Genomic DNA, 22,178 nt, shown 5'->3' on the forward strand with positions numbered 1-22,178 from the left:
GCCATGTACGAGCTGTCCCGGATCCGCCTCTACTCCATCGGGCCCGCCGGCGCGCGCTACGCCGACACCGTGCTCGACCTGCGCGGAGTCGGCGAGCCGGTGCCCCACCCGGCACCCGCACAGGCGGAGTTCTTCGAGGACGAGCCCACCGGCCCGCCGCGCCGCCCCGCGCCCGCCGGCGTGCTCTTCCTGGAGAACGGCGGCGGCAAGTCCGTCCTCCTCAAGCTGATCTTCTCGGTGATGCTCCCCGGCCACCGCAACACCCTCGGCGGGGCCAGCTCCGGCGTGCTGCGCAAGTTCCTGCTCGCCGACGACTGCGGCCACGTCGCCCTGGAGTGGCAGCACACCCAGACCGGCGAGTGCGTGGTCGTCGGCAAGGTCAGCGAATGGCGCGGCCGCCAGGTGTCCAACGACCCGCGCAAGTTCGCCGAGGCCTGGTACTCCTTCCGCCCCGGCCCGGGCCTGAGCCTCGACAGCCTGCCCGTCGCCGAGTCCACCGCCGTGCGCCCGCCCGTCGAAGGCGCCTCCGGCGCCCAGGGCCGCCGCCGCACGATGAAGGGCTTCCGGGACGCCCTCACCGACGCCGGCAAGGCCTACCCGCACCTCGAGGTCTTCTTCGAGGAGATCCACGACCGGTGGAACGAGCACCTCACCGAGCTCGGCCTCGACCCCGAACTCTTCCGCTACCAGCGCGAGATGAACGCCGACGAGGGCGAGGCCGCCGGCCTGTTCGCGGTGAAGAAGGACTCCGACTTCACCGACCTGCTGCTGCGCGCCGTCACCGACACCCGCGACACGGACGGCCTCGCCGACCTCGTCCACGGCTTCGGCAACAAGCTCGGCCGCCGCGCCGAACTCATGGCCGAACGGGACTTCACCGCGGGCTCGGTGGACCTCCTGGGACGCATCGTCGAGGCCGCCGGGACCCGCTCCCGGCTGCGCGACGTCCACGCGGGAGCCGAACGCCGCACCCGCACCCTCGCCCGACGGCTGTCCGCCCGCGCCACCGAGGAGCGCGGCCGCGCCGCGGACCTCGCCCAGCGCGTCACCGGCGCCGCCCACGAGGTCACCGCCGCCGAATCCGCCCGCACCCGCAGCGCGGCCATCGCCGCCGAACTCGCCTACCGGCACGCCTCGCTGGCCCTCACCGTCGCCGACAAGGCCGCCGCCGCCCAGCGCCGCGAACTCCTCGAAGCGCGCACCCTGCACTCCGCGTGGCAGGCCGCCGAGACCGTGCTGCGCCACCGCGCCGCCGCGGACCGCTCCGCCCGGGTCGCCGCCGCGATCCTGGAGGCCGAGCGCGACGCGGCCCCCGCGCTGGCCGCCCGCGCCACCGCCGCCGCCGACCTCGTACGGGCCCTGCACACCGCCGCCGAGCACGGCGAGCGGGCGGCCAACGAGGAGGAAGAGCGGTCCGCGGCCCTCCAGGCCGCCGGCGAGGCCGCGCACCGCGACGCCACCGCCGCCGCCACGGCCGCGCAGCGCGCCCGCAGCGAGGCGGAACACCTCCGCTCGCGCCTGGGCGAGGTCCAGCAGGAGACCGCCGAGGCCGTCCGCGCCGGCTGGCTCGACGACTCCGCGCCCGACGCCGACCCGGCCAGGGCCGCCCTGGCCGCCGCCGACGCCGAGAAGACCGCCGTGGCCGCCTGGGACGAGTCCCGCGAGGCCGCCCGCGCCGCCACCGAAGCCGCCCGCGAGGGCGCCGCGGCGGAATCCCGCGCCGAACTCACCGCGGCCCGCGCCGCGGACGCCGCCGACGCGGCCGAAGCCGCCCACGACGCGGAACGCCGCGCCGCCGCCTCCCTCGCCGCCTCCCCGCGCCTGGCCGCCCTCCTGGGCCTCCCGTCCACCCCGGACGCGGCCCTTCCGCACCCGCGGGGCGCGGCCCCCGGCGGCGCCGGACCCACAGTCCAGGACGAACCCGCCACCGCGGGACGGCTCACCGCCGAGGATCTCGACCGGAACGCCGAGGACCTCCACCACCTGCTGACCGAGTCGGTCGCCGCGGCCGAACGGCAGTTGTTCGAGCTGCGCACCGCCGCCGCCGACGACGCCCGCATCCTCGGCGCGCTCGGCGACGGCGGCCTGCTGCCGCCCGGCCCCGACGTCCTCGCCACCGTCGAGTACCTCGGCGAGCACGGCATCCCGGCTCTCCCCGGCTGGCGCTACCTCGCCCAGTCCGTCGACCCCGCCGACCACGCCGCCGTCCTCGCGGCCCGTCCCGAACTCGTCGACGGCGTCGTCATCACCGACTCCGACACCCACAGCCGGGCCCGCGAGGTCCTCTCCGGCGCCGCCCTGCTGCCCCGCTCCACCGTCGCCGTGGGCACGGCCGCCGCCCTGCTGGCCCCCGTACCGCCGCCGGCCCCCGGCGAGGACACGGCCGTCTCCGGCATCTTCATCGTCTCGCCCAACCCGGCCATGCACGACGAGCACGCCGCCGACGAGGAGCGCCGCGCCCTGCGCGCCCGCGCCACCGCCCGCGACACCGAGATCCGCGAGCTGGCCGCCCGCCTCGCCGGGGACCGCGAACTCGCCGCCCGTCTCGCCTCCTGGCGCACCGGCTGCCCGCCCGGCCGCCTCGCCGAGCTCGCCCGGCAGGCCGAGGCCGCCCGTGCCTTCGCAGAAGAGGCCGACGCCGAGCTCGCGGAGGCCCGTACCGTGCGCGCCGAGGCCGACGAGGCCGCCGCCGACGCCGTCCGGGTGCGCGACGAGCGCCAGGACACCGCCCAGCGGGCCCGCCGCGTCGCCGACGCCCTCGCCGGCCTCGCCTTCCGCCTGCGCGAACGCGCCGGCTGGCAGGCCCGGCTCCGTGAACTCGCCGACGACGCCGCCGAATCCGAGGCCCGCGCCGAGGTCTGCCTGGAGCGGGCCCGGGCCGCCGACGAGGACCGGCGAGCCGCCCAGCGCGCCGCCGACGACGCCCGCCGCACCGCCCGGGCCCTGCGGGCCGAACGCGCCGACATCGCCGGCGCCCCCGACCCGCTCCCCGAGGACGACGGGGCGCCCAAGGCGCCGCTGCCCGACCTCCGCGAGGCCTACCGTGCCGCTTCCCAGCTGTACGAGAAGGTCGGTGTCGGCGCCGACCTGCGCGCCGAACAGGCCCGTGCCGAGAGCGACGAGAGTGCCGCCCTCGCCGAACTGGACCGCCTCACCAACAAGGTCCGTACCCGCGCCGCCCAGCTCCTGGAGAGCCCCGACGGCGCCGACGGCCCCTCGCGCCAGGCCGCCGCCGCCCGCGCCGAGTCCCTTGTCCAGATGCTGGAGACCCGCGCCTCCACCGCGAGCGAGCAGCTCGGCCGGCTGCGCGGCGAGGCCGAACGCCACGCCCCCGCCGAGGGCGGGGCCCACACCGACCTGCCCGAGGAGCTGGTCCCCGGGGACGTGGACCACGCGCAGGCCCTGCTGCGGACGGCCACCGCCCAGCTCGCCGCCCACAGCGCCGCGGTGGAGAGCGCCCGGGCCGCCCACGCGGACCTGCTGCGCGCCCACCGGGCCGCCGAGGACGGCGCCGGCGGCTTCGACGAGACCGCCGCCCTGCTGCGCGACCTCCTGCGCGACCACACCCACGCCGAGGACGAGCAGGAGCCCGCGCCCCACGCGGGCACCCTGGAGGAGGCCCGCCAGTCGGCCACCGAGGCCCGTCGCGCGCTGCGCGCCTGCGCGGCTGACCTCTCGGCCGCCGAGTCCGCCGTCCGCGAGGCGAGCGACATCCTCGTACGGCACGCCAACGCCACCCGGTACGAGCAGGTACGCACCCCCGCGCGCCAGCAGATCCGGGAACTGCCCGCCTCCGCCCTGCCCGAGCACGCGGCGGCCTGGGCAGCGGCCTTCGCCCCGCGCCTGCGGGTCCTCACCGACGAGCTGGCCCAGCTGGAGCGCAACCGCGACAGCATCGTGGACCGGCTGCGCGGCCTCGTGGAGTCGGCCCTGGCCACGCTCCGCTCGGCGCAGCGCCTCTCCCAGCTGCCGGAGGGCCTGGGGGAGTGGTCGGGACAGGAGTTCCTGCGGATCCGTTTCGAGGAGCCGGACCAGGCCACGCTCACCGAGCGGCTCGGCGAGGTCATCGACGAGGCCACGCGGGCGGCGGTGAAGAAGAACAGCACCGCCTCCTTCGGAGAGGGCCGCCGCGACGGCATGTCCCTGCTGCTGCGGGGCGTCCAGGCCGCGCTGGAACCCAAGGGCATCTCCGTGGAGATCCTCAAGCCGGACGCGGTACTGCGCGCCGAGCGCGTTCCGGTCGGACAGATGGGCGACGTGTTCTCCGGCGGGCAGCTGCTGACCGCCGCGATCGCCCTGTACTGCACGATGGCGGCGCTGCGCAGCAATGACCGCGGCCGTGACAAGCACCGCCACGCGGGCACGCTGTTCCTCGACAACCCGATCGGCCGCGCGAACGCCACGTACCTGCTGGAGCTCCAGCGGGCGGTGTCCGATGCGCTCGGCGTCCAGCTGCTCTACACGACGGGCCTGTTCGACACCACGGCGCTCGCCGAGTTCCCGCTGGTCATCCGGCTGCGCAACGACGCGGACCTGCGGGCCGGGCTGAAGTACATCAGCGTCGAGGAACACCTGCGCCCGGGCCTGCCGCAGCAGTCTCCGGAGCAGGAGACGATCCACGGCGAGATCACGGCGACCCGCATGTTCCGCCGGAGCTGAACCGACGGGCCCGCGGACCGACGGATCCTGGCCGCCGGCCCCGCCGGCCCCGCCGGCCCCGCCGGCCCCGACGGGACGCGGCCCCCCATCGACGGGTCGGCGGGACGCGGCCCCCTCAGCGCCTGCCGAAGGCCGCGAGGGGCCCGTCCTCGCGCGGTATTCGCACCGGGGCCGCCTTCCGCTCCCCCCGGGCGGCCCTGGCGGCCCGGCGCTCCTCGCGGCGGAGGCGCCGCGCCGTGCTGCTCGGCTCCGACACGACCCCGTACCGCTGGTTCCACATCTGCCGGGTGATCCACACGTCCAGCACGCCCCACGTGGCCACGACGATCCCCGCGACCGCGCCCAGCGCCATCGGGAAGGCCAGCCAGGACCCGGTGAGCGTGAGGAAGAAGCTCACCGTCGCCTGGATGAGGGTCAGGGCCACGATCAGCACCGCCCGCACCGCGGACGCCCGCACCGGATCGGGCATACGGCGCCGCCGGGCCGGCTCCTCCACCCACAGCCCGCGCCGGTCCGCGTCGCCCGCGCCCCGGCCGTCCTGCGCACCGCGTTGCGACCCGAGGGCCGCAGCCCCGCCGTCCTCGTACCTGCTCATGGTCCGCTCACTCCCCACCGCGCGGTCCCCGCACTGCCTACCCCACACGTCTACCCCGACGCGCTCCCCTGAACAGAAGACGTACGGCGCCGCCCAGAGATTCCCGCAGCGCAATTCCCGGACCGCGCAGCCGCCCCCTCGCCCCGATGATCGCGGAACAAATAATTCCAGCCATCCATCCAGGTGCGGGAACTGACGCCCCACCAAGTGTCATGTGCCACATATCGGGCCGCACTTGACCGGAATTATCGGACAACTCGTGATCTTCGTCGAGAGGTCCGGCCGAAAACGTCCGGACACGCCTTCGAAGCCGCTGCGTTGCAGTAGTAGGCTCACGCCGGTTTAAACGACGGAACACCGACGGAACACCGACCCCCCGACATCGGGGACGAGCCGGGGGAGGCTGGGGAGGCCATGCGCTTTCGCGGGAAGTCCATCCGCCGGAAGATCGTCGCGTTGCTCCTCGTGCCGCTCGTCTCCCTGACCGCGCTCTGGTCCTTCGCCACGGTCATCACCGGTCGCCAGGCCGTCCAGCTCCTCGACGTCGCCTACGTCATCGACAAGGTGGGCTACCCCATCGAGGACGTCGTCCGCGTGATCCAGAAGGAACGCCGCCAGACCCTCGTCGTGGTCGGCGACCCCCGCGCCTCCGCGGCCACCACCGAACTCGCCAAGCGCCGCGCCGCCACCGACGAAGCCGTCGAGCAGATCAGCGCCAACGCCCGCGACCCCGAGGTCATCGAGGAGCTGAGCCCCGACAACGCCCAGCGCCTGCGCTCGATCCTCGCCGCCTTCCACGGCATCAGCGCCCTGCGCCGCTCGGTCGACCAGAACACCCTCGACCCCAGCCAGGCACTGGACCTCTACAGCCGGCTCGTCGACCCCTGCTACGACTTCCTCATGAACCTCCACGCGCTGGAGGACGTGGAGATGGACAAGCAGGGCCGCGCCCTCGTCGGCATCACCCGCGCCCGCGAGACGCTCTCCCGCGAGGACGCAGTCATCGCCTCCGCCCTCGCCGCCCGCAACGTCAGCGCCGCCGACCTCCGGCACGTCTCCGACTTCGCCGCCAACCGCACGCTGCTGTACGAGTTCAACCTCGCGATCCTCCCCGACGCCGAGCGCCGGCGCTTCGAGCAGTACTGGGGCGGCCCGGACAGCAAGATGCTGCGCGACGCGGAGGAACGTTTCCTGGGCGGCGGTGCGGGAAAGAACCCGCGCGTCACCGCCGCCCAGTGGGACGAGGCAGCCGGCAAGGTCCTCGACGAGCTCGCCGTCATGGGCACCGACGCCGGGGACCGCTACCAACAGCGCGTCGAGCCCGTCGCCATGGAGGTGCTGATCCAGGCCGCCGTCGCGGGCGTCCTCGGATTCATCGCCCTCGTCGTCTCCCTGATCCTCTCCGTCCGCATAGGCCGCGACCTCGTCCGCGACCTGTCCCGGCTGCGCAAGGAGGCCCACGAGGTCTCCGGCGTCCGCCTGCCGAGCGTCATGCGCCGCCTCGCCGCGGGCGAGCACGTCGACGTGGAGACCGAGGCGCCCCGACTGGAGTACGAGAAGGACGAGGTCGGCCAGGTCGGCCTGGCGCTCAACACCCTCCAGCGCGCCGCCGTCGAGGCCGCCGTGAAGCAGGCGGAACTGCGCCGCGGCGTCTCCGAGGTCTTCGTCAACCTCGCCCGCCGCAACCAGGTGCTGCTGCACCGCCAGTTGACCCTCCTCGACACCATGGAGCGCCGGACCGAGGACACCGAGGAGCTCGCCGACCTCTTCCGCCTCGACCACATGACCACCCGCATGCGCCGCCACGCCGAAGGCCTGGTGATCCTCTCCGGCGCCGCCCCCTCCCGCCAGTGGCGCAAGCCCGTCCAGCTGATGGACGTCGTACGGGCCGCGGTCGCCGAGGTCGAGGACTACGAGCGCATCGAGGTGCGGCGGCTGCCGCGCCTGGGCATCGCGGGCCCCGCCGTCGCCGACATCACCCACCTCGTCGCCGAACTCCTGGAGAACGCCACCGTGTTCTCGCCGCCGCACACCGCGGTCCAGGTGCACGGCGAGCGCGTCGCCAACGGCTTCACCCTGGAGATCCACGACCGCGGCCTCGGCATGAACCCGGAGGCGCTGCTCGACGCGAACCTGCGCCTCGCCGAGACCCCCGAGTTCGAACTCTCCGACACCGACCGCCTCGGCCTGTTCGTCGTCAGCCGCCTCGCGCAGCGCCACAGCGTCAAGGTCGTCCTCCAGCCCAGCCCGTACGGAGGCACCACCGCGGTGGTCTTCATCCCGTCGGCCCTGCTCACCGATGCCCCCGAGACCAACGGCACGGGCATCCGGCTGGACGACGGCCCCGCGGCCAAGGCCGCCGGGCGGACCGGCGCGATCCCCTCCGCGCGGCCCGCGCCCGCCGCCGTCGAACGGGCGGCCCCGGCCCGGTCCGGCCGCCCGCTGCCGGTCGCCGAACTGCGCGGCCCGGTCGAGCTGGAAGCCCCGATCGGCGTCCTCGGCCTCGACGCGGTGGACGCCCTCGACGAGGACCCGGCTGCCCCGGACGGTGTCGGCGCCCGTCCCGTCATGGCCACGCTGGACGACGAGACCCCGCCGAGCGGCACCCCCCGCAGCGCCCTGCTCGGCCTGCGCCCGGCGGACAAGCCGCACCACGGGCGCCACCGGGACCGCGACCGGCCCACCGGCCCGGTCCGGCTCGACGCCCAGCGGGTGGAGACCCCCCGTCCCGACGGCCCCCGCTCCTCGGGAGCCGTCCCGCTGCCGCGCCGCCGTCCCGCCCCGACCCTGGTCGCCGAGCACGGCCGTCGCGTGGACGCCCGCCCGGTGTCCGCGGTCCCGAAGCCCACACCCGCTGCCGCACCCGCGCCCGCCCCCGCTGCCGGTACCGCCCCCGCCGCCGTTTCCGGGGACGCGCCGGCCGGCGCCGGGCTGCCCCGCCGGGTCCGCCAGGCCAGCCTGGCCCCCCAGCTCAAGAACGCCCCGGCCGCGGCCCCCGACGACACCGCCACCGCCCCCCTGCGGGACCGCGACGCGGAGGAGGTGCGCACGCGCATGTCCGCACTCCAGCGCGGCTGGACGGCGGGCCGCAACCAGCACGCACAGGAGCAGTCCGTGACCGGGGCAGGCACCCCCGCCGCCACCGGTCCCGCGCACGAGAACGAAGGGGACGGTCGATGACCGCACCGCAGACCGGCAACGACACCAGGGGCCGCGGCTCCGGCCCGCTCAACTGGCTCCTCGACGAGCTCGTCGACAAGGTCGGCTCCATCCGCAAGGCGGTGGTCCTCTCGGGCGACGGCCTGCCCACGGGCAGCTCCAAGGACCTGACCCGCGAGGACAGCGAGCACCTGGCAGCGGTCGCCTCCGGCTTCCACAGCCTGGCCAAGGGAGTCGGCCGGCACTTCGACTCCGGCCGGGTCCGCCAGACCGTCGTCGAGCTCGACGAGGCCTTCCTCTTCGTGATGGCCGCCGGTGACGGCAGCTGCCTGGCCGTGCTCGCCGACTCCGAGTCCGACGTCGGGCAGGTCGCGTACGAGATGACCCTGATGGTCAAGCGGGTGGGCGACCACCTCGCCACCGCCCCGCGCACCGGGCTGCCAGCCGGAGGGTGAGTCGTACGGCATGAGCGATCCAGGCCAGGACCACCCCGCCCCCACCCCGGCCGGGGACCACGCCCCGCCGCCCGACCACGCGCACTGGTTCGACGACGACGCGGGTCCGGTGGTACGCCCGTACGCGATGACCCGCGGCCGGACCAGCCACGCGGGCCAGCACCGGCTGGACCTGATCGCGCTCGTCGTCGCCGAACCGGCCGCCGACGACCCGGTCTGGGACATGACCCTGTCGCCGGAGCACGCCCACATCCTCGGGATGTGCCGCGAGCGGCCGCAGTCGGTCGCCGAGCTCGCGGCGGAACTCGACCTCGCGGTCGGCGTCGTGCGCGTCCTGATCGGCGACCTGGCCGACGACCAACTGGTCCACGTAACCCGGCCGGTACCGCCGGCCGAACTGCCCGATGAATCCATTCTGCGTGAGGTGATCGATGGCCTTCGGGCGCTCTAGCCGCACCGGTGCCATGCATGCCGTGTCACCGGTCGAGCCGCTGACCCTGAAGATCCTGGTCGCGGGCGGCTTCGGGGTGGGCAAGACCACCCTGGTCAGTGCGGTGAGCGAGATCAGGCCCCTGCGGACCGAGGAACTGCTCTCGGAGCCGGGCGTCGGCATCGACGACACCGGGGGAGTGGAGGGGAAGAGCACCACGACCGTGGCCATGGACTTCGGGCGCATCACGCTGCGCGAGGACCTGGTCCTGTACCTGTTCGGCACCCCCGGACAGGACCGGTTCTGGTTCCTGTGGGACGAACTGGCCCAGGGCTCGCTCGGCGCGGTCGTCCTCGCCGACACCCGCCGCCTCGCCGACTGCTTCGCCGCCATCGACTACTTCGAGCGCCGGGAGCTCCCCTTCGTCGTCGCGGTCAACTGCTTCGACGGCGCGGACCGGCACCCCGTGGTGACCGTACGGGAAGCACTCGACCTCGATCCCGGGGTACCGGTGCTGCTGTGCGACGCACGGGACCGGGAGTCCGTCAAGGACGTGCTCGTCGGGGTCGTGGAGCACGCGATGTCGGTGGCCCGGGAGCGGCGCCGGAGCCTGACGACGGGGACCTGACGCAGAGGCGGCCCGTACCCCCGCCGACTGGGGTACGGGCCGCAGCTCTCATGGGGGGATCCGGGGTCCCGGGCGCCGCACGGGACCGTGGAGCGAGTGTGAACCCGCCGCCCGGGGCCGTCAAGCGTTCCGACAACACCGGCCGGTCGCGCCCGCTCAGCGCACCGCCACCACGGCCGACCCGTGGCCGAACAGCCCCTGGTTCGCGGTGATCCCGGCCCGTGCCCCCGGCACCTGCCGCTCCCCGGCCGTGCCGCGCAGCTGCCAGGTCAGCTCGCACACCTGGGCGATGGCCTGGGCGGGCACCGCCTCCCCGAAGGAGGCCAGCCCGCCACTGGGGTTGACGGGAACCCGCCCCCCGAGGGCCGTCGCCCCCTCCCGTACGAGCTTGGCGCCCTCGCCCTCCCCGCACAGGCCGATGTCCTCGTACCACTCCAGCTCCAGGGCGGTGGACAGGTCGTACACCTCGGCGAGCGAGAGGTCGTCCGGGCCGAGCCCCGCCTCCTCGTACGCGGCGCGCGCGATCGAGGCACGGAAGGAGCCGTCCGCGGGCCGCACGGCCGCTGCCGAATCGGTGGCGATGTCCGGAAGGTCCAGCACCGTCCGTGGATAGGTGGGGGTCACCGTCGAGACGGCCCGGATCCGCACCGGGTCGGCGATCCCCCGCGAGCGGGCGAAGTCCATGCTGGTGAGCACCAGCGCCGCGCCCCCGTCGGAGGTGGCGCAGATGTCGAGCAGCCGCAGCGGATCGGCGACCACGGCCGAGGCCGCCACCTCCTCGGCGGAGACGGCCGTGCGGTAGCGGGCGTTCGGATTGAGCGTGCCGGCCGCTGCGTTCTTCACCTTGACCTGGGCGAAGTCCTCCGGGGTGTCCCCGTAGACGGCCATCCGGCGCCGTGCATACAGGGCGAAGTACGCCGGGTTCGTGGCGCCCAGCAGGCGGAAGCGCAGCCAGTCCGGATCGTCGGGCCGCTCGCCGCCCGCCGGGGCGAAGAAACCCTTGGGCGCTGCGTCCGCGCCCACCACGAGCACCACGTCGGCCAGGCCGGCCAGGATCTGCGCCCGGGCCGTCCCGATCGCCTGGGCACCGGAGGCGCACGCCGCGTACACGCTGGTCACCCGGGCCCCCTGCCAGCCGAGGGCCCGGGCGAAGGTCGCACCGGCCACGTAACCGGGGTAGCCGGAGCGCACGGTGTCGGCGCCGACGATCGACCCCACGTCCGTCCAGTCCAGCCCGGCGTCCGCCAGCGCGGCCCGGGCCGCGGCCCGCCCGTACTCGACGAAGCTGCGGCCCCACTTGCCCCAGGGGTGCATCCCGGCCCCGAGCACGGCGATGTCGGCGCTCACGCGTCCCCTCCCACCGGCTTGAACTGCCAGGTGGTCCAGGCCGTCGCGGTGTCCGCATCCTCGTTCAGCACACCGCCCACCACCTCGACCTCCATGCCGACCGCCAGATCGGCGACGCCCACGCCGGGCACCGCCTGCCCCAGCACCACCATCCCCTCGGCCTCCAGCTCGACCGCGACCAGCGTGTACGGCTCCCAGGGCGCGGCCGGGTCGGACACGTACGGCGCGGGCGGCCGGTAGCGCCCGTCGGTGTAGGACCAGACCCGGCCGCGCGGGGACAGCCGGACCTCGACCAGCTCCCCGCCGCCCGGGCACCCGGGATTGCGGCAGTACGCGTCCTCGCGCGGGAAGAACACCGCGGTGCACGCCGAGCACCGGGTGCCGAGCAGCCGGAAACCGCCGCCGTCCGCCGCGGATTCGGTGAACCACCCGCTCACCACGGGTGTACGTGTGAGTGCCAAGACCCCTCCCATGCAGAAACCTGACGCGTCGTCAGGAGTGTGTCACGGGTGGGCGGGCCGGGTCACCGGTTCTCGGCGAGCCACTTCCCGGCGATCCCGGCCAGTTCCGCGTCCCGCCCGGCCAGCATCATCCGGATCATCTGCGCGTCCCCGCGCAGCGACCACGCCGGATGGCCGAAGGTGGCCGGGTTGTTCCCCTCGAGGAAGAAGTGCGCCGGCCACGCGGTGCCGTACCCGACGAGCGGCAGCGCGGCGAGGTAGCGCTTGCGGCCGCGCGCCACCCCGTAGGCGGTCACGGCGAGACCGGTGAGGGTCCCGGCGAGATGGACCCAGCGGGTGGCGGCGCGGGAATGCATGGCGACGTAGTACGGCCAGAACTCCTCGTACGAACGGAAAGTCATGCCGGGCACGGTACTCACGGCCGGACGGAGGCGACAGCCACCGGGAAGTCGAAGAAGGAATCGGGAAAGGCCTCGGGCCGGTAGGTGAAGTGCCACCACTCCTCGGGCAGGTTCACGAAACCCTGCTCACCCAGGACCTGCTTCAGGAACTGCCGGTTGGCGCGGGCGGCGCCCGTGACCCGCGGGTCGTCGGTGTGCGAAAGGGGATCGAAGAAGTCGAACGGCGTCCCCATGTCGACCTCTCCGCGCTCCCGGCCCTCCACGCCGGGCAGCCGCACCAGCGTCACGTCGACCGTGCTCCCGCGGCTGTGCCCGGACTTCTCGGCGATGTAGCCGTCCGGGATCAGCCGGCTCTTGTCCACGGCCGGATAGAACTCCGCCTTGGTCGACTGGTCGTCCAGGTCCTGCGCCCAGCGGACGAAGCGGTCCACGGCGCGCTGGGGCCGGTAGCAGTCGTACACCTTCAGCGAGTACCCGCGCCGCAACAGCCCCCGCTGCGCCCGGCGCAACGCCTCGGCGGCGGGCCGGGCGAGCAGGCAGACGGGCTCCTCGTACCCGTCCACCACCCGGCCGGTGAAGTTCCGCCCGCTCGCGTACCGCATGTCCTGGCGGATGCTCGGATCCACCTCGCGCAGCGCCGCGAAACCGGCGGGCGCGCCCCCGCCGGCCGGCAGCGCGAGAAGGCCCGCAACGCCCGCAACAGCCACAACTGCCGTCATCCGCATATCGCTTGGCATACCATCGCGGCATGCCGGCACAGCTGAGGGACGCGCACTGTTCCACCTGCGGAGCGCCCTACTCCACCCGATCGTGGCCCCGGACCTGCGCGGCGTGCGGGGCAGTCGCCTACCGCAACCCGCTCCCGGTGGCCGTCGCCCTGCTCCCGGTCGAGGACGCGGACGGCACCGGCCTCGTGGTCATCACCCGGACCATCGAACCGGCCCTCGGCGGCATCGCCCTGCCCGGCGGCTTCATCGACTTCGGCGAGGACTGGCGCGACGCCGTCGTCCGCGAACTCCGCGAGGAGACCGGCATCACCGCCCCCGCCCCGGAGGTCGCCCTGGCCGACGCACTGAGCTCCCCGGCCGGCCACCTGCTGCTCTTCGGCCTCCTCCCGCTCCGCCCGGCCGACACCCTCCCCGCCTCGGCCCCGACGGACGAGACCACGGGCTGGCACATCCTGCGCACCCCGACGGAACTGGCCTTCCCCCTCCACACCCGGGCAGCCGACGCCTGGTTCGCGGGCCGCTACACCTGATACCGGCCCCGCCAACGCCCGACGCGCGGGCGCGGGCTGCGGATCTGCTCCCGAATGACGCGGCCCCGGCCGCTCACGCGCGGGGCATGGCCCCGACCGAAGGCGCAGCCCACCGCCTCGCGCCCCCTGCCGCCCCCCGCCCGCACACTCCACCGCGAAGCCCGCGCCGCCGCCAGTGCAGCGCCGAAGCCCTGCGGCCCCGGTCAGAGCACTACACCCCCCGCACCACGACCCCCTCCACCGCGGCCCCCGCCTCGTCCGCCACCACCACCTCGTCCCCGGCCCACCGCGAGGTGTACCGCTTGACCTCGCCCGCCTCGAACCCCGGGCCCGGGTCCCGGATCACCACACCACCGCCCGTACGCCCCCGCGCCGGCGCCCACACCTCAAGCCCCACACCACCCGCCCCGCCCCCCACGGGGAGCACCGCGCCCGCCCGCGCCAGCACCGGGATCCGCCCCCGCGGCGCGTCCAGCAGGATCTGGGCCGGGCCCTCGTAGGCCGCTCCCGTCGCGGTGTCGTACCACCGCCCCCGCGGCAGCCGCACCGCCCGCCGGTCCGCCCCGCACTCCAGCACCGGGGCGACCAGCAGCGCGTCACCCAGCAGGAACGCGTCCTCGCAGTCCCGCAGCCGCCGCTCCTCCGGCGTACCCCACCACACCGGCCGTACATAGGGGGCCCCGGTCCGCCGCGCCAGGTGGGCCAGCGTCACGAAGTACGGCCGCAGCCGCTCCCGCTCCGCGATCACCGCCCGTGCGTGCTCCTCCACCTCGGCCCCGAACTCCCACGGCTCGCGCCGCCCCGCCCAGATCGCCGAATGCGTCCGGAACAGCGGAAGGTACGCCCCCAGCTGGAGCCACCGCAGATACAGCTCGGGGGAGGGCGACCCGCCGAAGCCGCCGACGTCCGGCCCCGAGTACGGCACCCCGCACAGACCGAGCCCCAGCACGAGCGCCAGCGAGGCCCGCAGCCCCTCCCAGCTGCTCTCCACGTCACCCGACCACGTGCCGCCGTACCGCTGCATCCCCGCCCACCCCGACCGGGAGAACAGGAACGGCCGCTCGGCCGGCCGCAGCCGCACCAGCCCCTCCCAGCCCGCCCGCGCCATCCCCAGCGCGTACACGTTGTGCCCGGCCCGGTGGTCCCCGCCCGCGCCGTCCATCGAGTGCCGAGCGGATCGCGGCAGCGTCATGTCGCCGAACGGCCTGAACGACACCGGCTCGTTCATGTCGTGCCAAAAACCCGCGAAGCCCTGCGCGAGCCGCTCCTCGTACAGCCCGCCCCACCACTCGCGCACCGCCGGATCCGTGAAGTCCGGGTACGCGCACTCGCCCGGCCACACCTCGCCGCGCACCTCCACGCCCTGCGCGTCCCGTACGAACGCCCCCGCCGGCCCCACCGCGCGCCCCGCCGCGTGCACCGGGTCGCCCGCCTTCACCGCCGGATCGACGATCGAGACCAGCCGGACCCCCCGCTCCCCCAACTCCCGCGCCAGCTCCGGCAGATCCGGGAACCGCCCGCAGTCCACGGTGAACACCCGGTGCCCGTCGTAGTGGTCGATGTCCAGGTGCACGGCCGACAGCGCGAACCCGCGTTCCGCATAGCCCCCGACCACCCGGCGCACCTCGTCCGAGCTCCCGAACCCCCAGCGCGCGTGCTGGTACCCCAGCGCCCACTCCGGCGGGACCGCGGCCGCACCCGTCAGCCCCGACCAGCCCTGCAACACCCGCGACGGCGGCCCGACCAGCACCCAGCACCTCAGCGGCCCGCCCTCCATGCGCAGTTCGCACACCCCGGGGCGGTCCACCCCCGACCCCGCGCCCTCCTCGCCCTCCCGCAGCACCACCCGGCCGTCCCAGGAGTTGTCGTGGAACACCAGGTGCGTCCCCGCGTCCGCCACCACCAGCTGCACCGGCATGGTCAGGTACAGCGGATCGTCACCCGGCCCGAACCCGCCCTTCGGGTCCGTGTTCCACAACCGGTACACCCCGTCCCGCAGCCTCGGACCCGCGGCCCGCCCGCCCAGCCCGAAGAACCGCGCGTCCGCCGCCACTTCGCTCCGCTGGAACCACCGTGCCCCGTCGGCCGCCGCGACCCTCGCGGCCCCGTCCGCCGAGCCGTCCCCCACGGTCCCCCCGCCCGTGGCGTCCCCCGCGGCCCGCTCGGCCCCCGCGCCGGCGGCCACCGGCTCCCACCAACGCGGCGGCAGCTCCCGTCGCAGCACCGTCCCGCCCGGCGTGCGCACCTCCACCGCCCCGTGCCGGGACACCGCCACCGTCACCCGCTCCGACACCACCCGCCAGCCACCCCCGGTGTCCGGCTCGAGCACGGCCCGCGGATCCGCATCCGGTCCCTCGCCCACCACCGCGTACGAGGGCGTCGGCCCGGCCCCGTCCCACCCCCAGAACACGGCCCCGCCCACGGTGACCCGCACCAGCAGCTCGGAACGGGCGAACCGCAGCACGCCCCCGCCCGGCCGCGGCTCCGTACCGGTCAGCAGCCCCGGCACCCGCGCCCGCTCCGCACCCCGGCGCGGGAGCCCCACCGCGTCCGCCCGCCGGTGGCGCCACGCAGAGAGCCAGGCGCGCCGTCCCCGCTCCGTACCGATGTCCTTGACCGCACGCACCAGATCACGACCGTTCATGGAGAGCACCCTGCCACCGCCCCCCGGGCCAAGGTGCGGCGTTCAACTGCCGTTCACCCACAGGCGACCGCCCGCGCCCGGCCCCCCAGCACCACCCCCGAGCCGCCACCGCCCCGCCCCGCGCGACCGCCGAAGACTGGTGGCCGCCCACATGCCGCCCACCCCGTGAGCGGTGATGACGGCTCTGGTGCGGATGTCGATCACATGGCATGGTCCCTGTGAGCCGCCGCGCACCCACCCCCCGCGCGATGGCACCGTACGCACACGAAGCGCGAGCCGCAGACTTGACCGGGAGCCGACCCATGACCTCAGCCACGCAGCCGGAACCCCTCTGGGCCCCCGGCCCCGACCGGATCGCCGCGGCCCGGATCACCGCCTTCCAGGCCTGGGCAGCAGAGCGCTTCGGAGCGCCGTCCGACGGCGGCTACCCCGCCCTCCACAGCTGGTCCGTCGACGAGCTCGACACGTTCTGGCAGGCCGTCGCCGAATGGTTCGACGTCCGCTTCACCACCGCGTACGGGTCCGTCCTCGCCGACCGCTCCATGCCCGGCGCGCGCTGGTTCGCCGGAGCCACGCTCAACTACGCCGAGCACGCCCTGCGCGCCGCCGAGGACCCGGCCCGCGCCGACGACCCCGCCCTGCTGTACGTCGACGAGACCCACGAACCCACGCCCGTCACCTGGGCCGCTCTGCGCCGCCAGGTCGGCTCCCTCGCCGCCGAGCTGCGGGCCCTCGGCGTACGCCCCGGCGACCGGGTCAGCGGCTACCTGCCCAACATCCCCGAGGCCGTCGTCGCCCTCCTCGCCACCGCAGCCGTCGGCGGCGTCTGGACCTCCTGCGCCCCCGACTTCGGCGCCCGCAGCGTCCTCGACCGCTTCCAGCAGGTCGAGCCGGTCGTCCTGTTCACCGTGGACGGCTACCGCTACGGCGGCAAGGAGCACGACCGCCGCGACACCGTCGCCGAGCTCCGCGCCGAGCTCCCCTCGCTGCGCGCCGTCGTCCACATCCCGCTCCTCGGCACGCCGGCCCCCGAGGGCACCCTCGCCTGGTCGGAGCTGACCTCCTCCGACACCGAGCCGGTCTTCGAGGCGGTCCCCTTCGACCACCCGCTGTGGGTCCTCTACTCCTCCGGTACGACCGGCCTGCCCAAGGCCATCGTCCAGTCCCAGGGCGGCATCCTCCTCGAGCACCTCAAGCAGCTCGGCCTGCACTGCGACCTCGGCCCCGAGGACCGGTTCTTCTGGTACACCTCCACCGGCTGGATGATGTGGAACTTCCTCGTCTCCGGCCTGCTCACCGGCACGACCGTCGTCCTGTACGACGGCAGCCCCGGCTATCCCGACACGGGCGCCCAGTGGCGGATCGCCGAGCGGACCGGGGCCACGCTCTACGGCACCTCCGCCGCGTACGTCATGGCCTGCCGCAAGGCCGAGGTGCACCCCTCCCGCGACTTCGACCTCTCCACCGTGAAGTGCGTGGCGACCACCGGCTCCCCGCTCCCGCCCGACGGCTTCCGCTGGCTCCACGACGAGGTGGCCGAGGACCTCTGGATCGCCTCCGTCAGCGGCGGCACCGACGTCTGCAGCTGCTTCGCGGGCGCCGTCCCCACCCTCCCCGTCCACATCGGCGAGCTCCAGGCCGCCTGCCTCGGCACGGACCTCCAGGCCTGGGACCCGTCCGGCAAGCCCGTCATCGGCGAGGTGGGGGAACTCGTCGTCACCAACCCCATGCCGTCCATGCCGGTGCGCTTCTGGAACGACCCCGACGGCGACCGCTACCGCGAGAGCTACTTCGAGATGTTCCCCGGCGTCTGGCGCCACGGGGACTGGATCACGATCACCGACCACGGCTCGGTGGTGATCCACGGCCGCTCCGACTCCACCCTGAACCGCCAAGGAGTCCGGATGGGCTCCGCGGACATCTACGAGGCCGTCGAGCGCCTCCCCGAGATCAAGGAATCTCTGGTCATCGGCCTGGAGGAGCCGAACGGCGGCTACTGGATGCCGCTCTTCGTCCACCTCGCCCCCGGCGCCACGCTCGACGAGGACCTCCGCGCCCGCATCAAGGCGACGATCCGCGAGGAACTCTCCCCGCGCCACGTCCCCGACGAGATCATCGAGGTCCCGGGCATCCCCCACACCCTCACCGGCAAGCGCATCGAGGTTCCGGTCAAGCGCCTCCTCCAGGGCACGCCCCTGGCCAAGGCGGTCAACCCCGGCTCCGTCGACAACCTCGACCTCCTCCCCTTCTACGAGGAGCTCGCCCGCACCCGCGGCTGAAACCACTGTCAGTGGCGCTGATTACTCTGAGTGAGCATTCGATTGCACACCCAGGGGGAGCCATGCCACCGCAGGACGACAGCAAGAACACCACTCCGACGACCGGTCCGACGACCACTCCGACGACCGGTCCGAAGAGCCGCCGGACCGCCGGAACCACGACCGGCACGACAGCCCCGCGGAGCGCCGGCAACGACCGGCTCCACAGGCTGCGCCGCGAGGTCCCCAGCACCGTCGGCCTCCTGGCCGACGCGGGGGACTTCGCGGCCATGCGCGACTACAGCAGCTTCACCTTCGACCACCACGACCACTACACCGACTACCTCCGCCACGTGGACGGACTGCTCCGGTCCCTCGCGGCCCAGGGCCTCCACACCACGGTCGCCCTCTTCGACCCCGAGGCGTACGCCGAGTTCTGCGCGGAGAGCGGCCTCGACCCGGACACCGCCGAGGCCCGCACCCGCTTCACCGCGGAACTGGCGGGCAGCGGCGCCGGCCTGCCCTACGCGGGCCAGCCCATCGACGAACTCGTCCCCCTCCTCGTGGACGAGGCCGTCCGACAGGCCACCTGGGAGTACGCGACCATGCTCCTCGCCGAAGCCGGCACCTGCGCGGACTGCGGCGAGGACATCGGCCACGCCTCCTTCGAGCGCGCGGCGGCCGCACTGCGACGGCTGATGGAGGGGGCCGGCCCCGGCCGGCACCACCTCGTCTGCAGCGTCCCGACCAGGGCGGAACAGCTCGTCGCCGTCCTCCACGCCGAGACCGGCACCGACCCCGAGGCGGCGCCCCGGATCGACGGCCGCGCCGGCCTGGACTTCGTGACCGTCCTCGCCGCCGGACTCGCCCTGGGCGGAGCCGGGGGACTGGTCCTGCGGACCACCAGCGACAACGAACGGGACCGGGTCCACGGCTGGCGGCTGGACCGGGGACGCCTCACCGTCCTCACGGCCGCGGCCGTGTTCAACGCCTACTGCACGGACGTCGACACCGGGGAGCCGGTCGCCCCCGAACCGGGCGTCGAGTACTGCCCCGGCTACGAGGTGGACGGCCCGGGCCCGCACCGCTGAGCACCCGCACATGCGGGCCCACGGTCCGGCCACTGCACACACCGGCAGACCCGCCGGAAACGGCCGAGGGGCCCTCGCACCGGCGAAGGCCCCTCGATCGAACACACCGGCTACTCGCCGGACAGCACCGCCTGGGCGGCCACGCGGGCCTCCTCGGCACTGTCGCACGCCCGCGCCGCCGCTGCGGCACGCTCGCACTGCGCGAGGGTGTACTTGGCGAGCGTCGCCCGTACATAGGGGATGGACGCAGCACCCATCGAGAGAGAGGTGACACCCAGACCCGTGAGCACGCAGGCGAGCAGCGGGTCCGAGGCAGCCTCGCCACAGACGCCACAGCTCTTGCCCTCGGCCTTCGCGGACTCCGCCGACATGGCGATCAGGTCGAGCAGCGCCGGCTGCCACGGGTCCTGGAGCCGCGACACCGCACCGACCTGGCGGTCGGCGGCGAAGGCGTACTGCGCCAGGTCGTTGGTACCCAGCGACAGGAACTCGACCTCCTGGAGGATCGAGCGGGCCCGCAGCGCGGCGGAGGGGATCTCCACCATCGCCCCGAACTTCGCCCGGAGCCCGGCCTCGCGGCACGCGTCCGCGAACGCCTTGGCATCGGTCCGGTCCGCCACCATCGGGGCCATGACCTCGAGGTAGACGGGCAGCCCCTCGGCCGCCTTGGCCAGCGCGGTGAGCTGCGTACGCAGCACGTCCGGGTGGTCCAGCAGCGAGCGCAGGCCGCGGACGCCCAGCGCCGGGTTCGGCTCGTCGGCCGGGGTCAGGAAGTCCAGCGGCTTGTCGGCACCGGCATCGAGCACCCGTACGACGACCCGGCCCTCGGGGAAGGCTTCGAGCACCTTGCGGTAGGACTCGATCTGCTTCTCCTCGGACGGAGCCTTCTTGCTGTCGTCCAGGAACAGGAACTCGGTGCGGAACAGACCCACACCCTCGGCCCCGGCCTCCACGGCAGCCGGCACGTCCGCCGGACCGCCGACGTTCGCCAGCAGCGGCACCTTGTGACCGTCGGAGGTCGCACCCGGACCGGACGAGGCAGCCAGCGCAGCCCTGCGCTCGGCGGCCGCGGCCTCCAGCTCGGCCCGCTTCTCGTCGCTCGGCTCGACGAACAGGTCGCCGGTGCTGCCGTCGACGGCGATGACCGTACCCTCGGCGATCTCCCCGGCACCCGGCAGCGCCACGATCGCCGGCACGCCCAGCGCCCGCGCGAGGATCGCGCTGTGACTGGTCGGACCGCCTTCCTCGGTGACGAAACCGAGGACCAGCGCCGGGTCGAGCAGCGCCGTGTCGGCGGGAGCGAGGTCCCGCGCGATCAGCACGTACGGCTCGTCACTGTCCGGCACGCCCGGCATCGGCACCCCCAGCAGGCGCGCCACGATGCGGTTCCGCACGTCGTCCAGGTCGGCGACCCGGCCGGCCATGTACTCGCCGGCCCCCGCGAGCAGGTCACGGTAGGAGGCGAACGCGTCGTAGATACCGCGCTCGGCCGTGCTGCCGACGGCGATCCGCCGGTCGACGTCCGCCATCAGCTCGGGGTCCGTCGCGATCATCGCCTGGGCCTCGAGCACGTGCTGGGCCTCGCCGCCGGCCAGCTGGCCGCGCGCGATCAGGTCGGCCGACACGGCTTCCACGGCCTTGCGTGCGCGCCCCTGTTCGCGCTCCGCCTCAGCCGCGGTGATCTGCTTGGCCGGCGGCTCGAGGACCGCCGTACCCATGTGCCGCACCTCGCCGATCGCCACACCGTGGCTCACGCCGACGCCTCGCAGCGTTGTCTCCATTTCACCCGTCTCCGATTGAGCGGCGGGCCCAGCCGCCGCGGTGGATGTCCGACTCGCCCGTGAAGGCGGACAAGGTCACTTCCAGCTGAAGAGGACCTCTTCGGCCTTCACGTCCCCGGACTCGACGACGTCGGAGAGGGACTCCGCGGAGGCCTCGAGCGCCACGATGGGGCAGATCGGCGATTTGCCGGCGTCCTCGACGGCCTGCGGGTTCCAGCGGATGACGGCCTGGCCGCGGGTCACGGTGTCGCCCTTGTTGACGAGCAGCTCGAAGCCCTCGCCGTTGAGTTGGACGGTGTCGATCCCCAGGTGCGTGAGCACACCGTGGCCTTCGCCGTCGACTACGACGTACGCGTGCGGGTGCAGGGAGACGACCACACCGTCGACGGGGGACACCGCCTCCGAGGGCTCGCGCACGGGATCAATAGCGGTGCCCGGTCCCACCATCGCGCCGGAGAACACCGGATCGGGCACTGCCGCGAGTCCGATGGCGCGCCCGGCAAGTGGGGACGTCACGCTGGTCATGGGGGCCTCCCAGGGGTGGAGCTTCTCAGTGGCGCCGTCACTGCCTGTCGCGAACGGCGTACTCTTCAGAAGGATAAGTCACTAGATGTTCGGGTTCGCCCGATGTAGGGCCCGATCCGGACTGGTCCTTCCGCACGGAGACTAGTGGACTAGACCGGTGGACTAGACCATACGCCTGAATCGATTTGCTTGGGCACCCCACGGCCTGTACTGTCGTGACTCCCGCCACGGCGCCGTGTGTGAATTTTTCGCGAACGCCGGATGGACGGGACTCCTCCCCAACAGTGTCGATCTTCAACTCGATTGCTACCCGCATGCCTCCAGGCAAAACGGCGAGTGGTCAGAGGGACAGAAAAACGCTGCTAGGGTCGGAACCGCTGAAAGGGAAAAACGCGAAAGCGCAGAACCTGGAAAGCGCCGAGGAAATCGGGCCCGAAAGAGTCTGATAGAGTCGGAAACGCAAGAACACAGAACGAAAGCCCGGAG

General features: G+C 74.1%; 16 protein-coding genes. 8 read left to right on the forward strand and 8 right to left on the reverse strand.

Going from position 1 to position 22,178, the window contains the following annotated elements:
• Nucleotides 1–3: 3 nt before the first annotated feature.
• Nucleotides 4–4,659 (forward strand): hypothetical protein, encoded by a 4,656-nt coding sequence (locus tag AB0D44_RS28010; RefSeq protein WP_362595917.1) that lies wholly within the window; start codon nucleotides 4–6, stop codon nucleotides 4,657–4,659.
• A gap of 115 nt (nucleotides 4,660–4,774) precedes the next feature.
• Here AB0D44_RS28010 and AB0D44_RS28015 read toward each other — a convergent pair whose 3' ends face one another.
• Entirely contained in the window at nucleotides 4,775–5,254 is a 480-nt protein-coding gene (locus tag AB0D44_RS28015; RefSeq protein WP_362595918.1) for a hypothetical protein, read from the reverse strand.
• A 414-nt stretch (nucleotides 5,255–5,668) separates the two neighbouring features.
• Between AB0D44_RS28015 and AB0D44_RS28020 the strand changes: the two genes are divergently transcribed.
• The 4 genes from AB0D44_RS28020 to AB0D44_RS28035 are packed head-to-tail and all read left to right on the forward strand — an operon-like array spanning nucleotide 5,669 to nucleotide 9,926.
• A complete protein-coding gene (locus AB0D44_RS28020) occupies nucleotides 5,669–8,434 on the forward strand; it encodes a nitrate- and nitrite sensing domain-containing protein (protein WP_362595920.1) in 2,766 nt (921 codons plus the stop codon).
• Nucleotides 8,431–8,868, forward strand: coding sequence for a roadblock/LC7 domain-containing protein (locus AB0D44_RS28025; RefSeq protein WP_069919225.1), 438 nt, complete (start codon nucleotides 8,431–8,433; stop codon nucleotides 8,866–8,868). Before AB0D44_RS28020 ends, AB0D44_RS28025 begins: the two co-directional genes overlap by 4 nt.
• A 10-nt stretch (nucleotides 8,869–8,878) precedes the next feature.
• A complete protein-coding gene (locus AB0D44_RS28030; RefSeq protein WP_362595922.1) occupies nucleotides 8,879–9,319 on the forward strand; it encodes a DUF742 domain-containing protein in 441 nt (146 codons plus the stop codon).
• A gap of 13 nt (nucleotides 9,320–9,332) precedes the next feature.
• Nucleotides 9,333–9,926, forward strand: a complete 594-nt coding sequence (locus AB0D44_RS28035; protein ID WP_362595924.1) for an ATP/GTP-binding protein — start codon at nucleotides 9,333–9,335, stop codon at nucleotides 9,924–9,926.
• A 156-nt stretch (nucleotides 9,927–10,082) separates the two neighbouring features.
• Here AB0D44_RS28035 and AB0D44_RS28040 read toward each other — a convergent pair whose 3' ends face one another.
• The 4 genes from AB0D44_RS28040 to AB0D44_RS28055 all read right to left on the reverse strand — a co-directional run bounded on the left by AB0D44_RS28040 (nucleotide 10,083) and on the right by AB0D44_RS28055 (nucleotide 12,854).
• Nucleotides 10,083–11,273: a lipid-transfer protein gene (locus AB0D44_RS28040; protein ID WP_362595926.1), complete on the reverse strand. Its 1,191-nt coding sequence runs from the start codon at nucleotides 11,271–11,273 to the stop codon at nucleotides 10,083–10,085.
• On the reverse strand, nucleotides 11,270–11,734 hold the full coding sequence (locus AB0D44_RS28045) for a zinc ribbon domain-containing protein (protein ID WP_362595928.1): 465 nt from the start codon (nucleotides 11,732–11,734) through the stop codon (nucleotides 11,270–11,272). Before AB0D44_RS28045 ends, AB0D44_RS28040 begins: the two co-directional genes overlap by 4 nt.
• Before the next feature lie 62 nt (nucleotides 11,735–11,796).
• Entirely contained in the window at nucleotides 11,797–12,144 is a 348-nt protein-coding gene (locus AB0D44_RS28050; RefSeq protein WP_362595942.1) for a DUF962 domain-containing protein, read from the reverse strand.
• A gap of 5 nt (nucleotides 12,145–12,149) precedes the next feature.
• Nucleotides 12,150–12,854 (reverse strand): M15 family metallopeptidase, encoded by a 705-nt coding sequence (locus tag AB0D44_RS28055; RefSeq protein WP_362595930.1) that lies wholly within the window; start codon nucleotides 12,852–12,854, stop codon nucleotides 12,150–12,152.
• Nucleotides 12,855–12,883: 29 nt separating this feature from the next.
• Between AB0D44_RS28055 and AB0D44_RS28060 the strand changes: the two genes are divergently transcribed.
• On the forward strand, nucleotides 12,884–13,393 hold the full coding sequence (locus AB0D44_RS28060; RefSeq protein ID WP_362595932.1) for an NUDIX domain-containing protein: 510 nt from the start codon (nucleotides 12,884–12,886) through the stop codon (nucleotides 13,391–13,393).
• Between the two features lie 211 nt (nucleotides 13,394–13,604).
• Here AB0D44_RS28060 and AB0D44_RS28065 read toward each other — a convergent pair whose 3' ends face one another.
• Nucleotides 13,605–16,037: a glycoside hydrolase family 31 protein gene (locus AB0D44_RS28065; protein ID WP_362595934.1), complete on the reverse strand. Its 2,433-nt coding sequence runs from the start codon at nucleotides 16,035–16,037 to the stop codon at nucleotides 13,605–13,607.
• A 302-nt stretch (nucleotides 16,038–16,339) separates the two neighbouring features.
• Here AB0D44_RS28065 and AB0D44_RS28070 point away from each other — a divergent pair, with 302 nt between their 5' ends.
• Together AB0D44_RS28070 and AB0D44_RS28075 are read left to right on the forward strand one after the other, a co-directional pair.
• The gene (locus AB0D44_RS28070) at nucleotides 16,340–18,316 is read left to right on the forward strand and encodes an acetoacetate--CoA ligase (protein ID WP_362595936.1); all 1,977 of its coding nucleotides are present in this window, start codon (nucleotides 16,340–16,342) and stop codon (nucleotides 18,314–18,316) included.
• Nucleotides 18,317–18,585: 269 nt separating this feature from the next.
• Entirely contained in the window at nucleotides 18,586–19,386 is an 801-nt protein-coding gene (locus AB0D44_RS28075) for a hypothetical protein (protein ID WP_362595944.1), read from the forward strand.
• A 110-nt stretch (nucleotides 19,387–19,496) separates the two neighbouring features.
• Here the strand turns inward: AB0D44_RS28075 and ptsP are convergent, their stop codons facing one another.
• Nucleotides 19,497–21,167 carry a phosphoenolpyruvate--protein phosphotransferase gene (gene ptsP / locus AB0D44_RS28080; protein WP_362595938.1) on the reverse strand — a complete coding sequence of 557 codons (1,671 nt, stop codon included), beginning with the start codon at nucleotides 21,165–21,167 and terminating at the stop codon, nucleotides 19,497–19,499.
• 75 nt (nucleotides 21,168–21,242) lie between these two features.
• Nucleotides 21,243–21,692 carry a PTS glucose transporter subunit IIA gene (locus AB0D44_RS28085; protein WP_362595940.1) on the reverse strand — a complete coding sequence of 150 codons (450 nt, stop codon included), beginning with the start codon at nucleotides 21,690–21,692 and terminating at the stop codon, nucleotides 21,243–21,245.
• Nucleotides 21,693–22,178: the final 486 nt, after the last annotated feature.

This window comes from Streptomyces sp. NPDC048349, assembly GCF_040651925.1.
In the GTDB taxonomy this organism is placed as follows: Bacteria; Actinomycetota; Actinomycetes; order Streptomycetales; family Streptomycetaceae; genus Streptomyces.

Bases quoted from the DNA above. Each gene is read 5' to 3' on its own strand.
- AB0D44_RS28015 (WP_362595918.1), bottom strand. From the start codon at position 5,254: ATGAGCAGGTACGAGGACGGCGGGGCTGCGGCCCTCGGGTCGCAACGC.
- AB0D44_RS28030 (WP_362595922.1), top strand. From the start codon at position 8,879: ATGAGCGATCCAGGCCAGGACCACCCCGCCCCCACCCCGGCCGGGGAC.
- AB0D44_RS28020 (WP_362595920.1), top strand. From the start codon at position 5,669: ATGCGCTTTCGCGGGAAGTCCATCCGCCGGAAGATCGTCGCGTTGCTC.
- AB0D44_RS28085 (WP_362595940.1), bottom strand. From the start codon at position 21,692: ATGACCAGCGTGACGTCCCCACTTGCCGGGCGCGCCATCGGACTCGCG.
- AB0D44_RS28025 (WP_069919225.1), top strand. From the start codon at position 8,431: ATGACCGCACCGCAGACCGGCAACGACACCAGGGGCCGCGGCTCCGGC.
- AB0D44_RS28035 (WP_362595924.1), top strand. From the start codon at position 9,333: ATGCATGCCGTGTCACCGGTCGAGCCGCTGACCCTGAAGATCCTGGTC.
- AB0D44_RS28010 (WP_362595917.1), top strand. From the start codon at position 4: ATGTACGAGCTGTCCCGGATCCGCCTCTACTCCATCGGGCCCGCCGGC.
- AB0D44_RS28075 (WP_362595944.1), top strand. From the start codon at position 18,586: ATGCGCGACTACAGCAGCTTCACCTTCGACCACCACGACCACTACACC.
- ptsP (WP_362595938.1), bottom strand. From the start codon at position 21,167: ATGGAGACAACGCTGCGAGGCGTCGGCGTGAGCCACGGTGTGGCGATC.
- AB0D44_RS28060 (WP_362595932.1), top strand. From the start codon at position 12,884: ATGCCGGCACAGCTGAGGGACGCGCACTGTTCCACCTGCGGAGCGCCC.
- AB0D44_RS28070 (WP_362595936.1), top strand. From the start codon at position 16,340: ATGACCTCAGCCACGCAGCCGGAACCCCTCTGGGCCCCCGGCCCCGAC.
- AB0D44_RS28065 (WP_362595934.1), bottom strand. From the start codon at position 16,037: ATGAACGGTCGTGATCTGGTGCGTGCGGTCAAGGACATCGGTACGGAG.
- AB0D44_RS28055 (WP_362595930.1), bottom strand. From the start codon at position 12,854: ATGACGGCAGTTGTGGCTGTTGCGGGCGTTGCGGGCCTTCTCGCGCTG.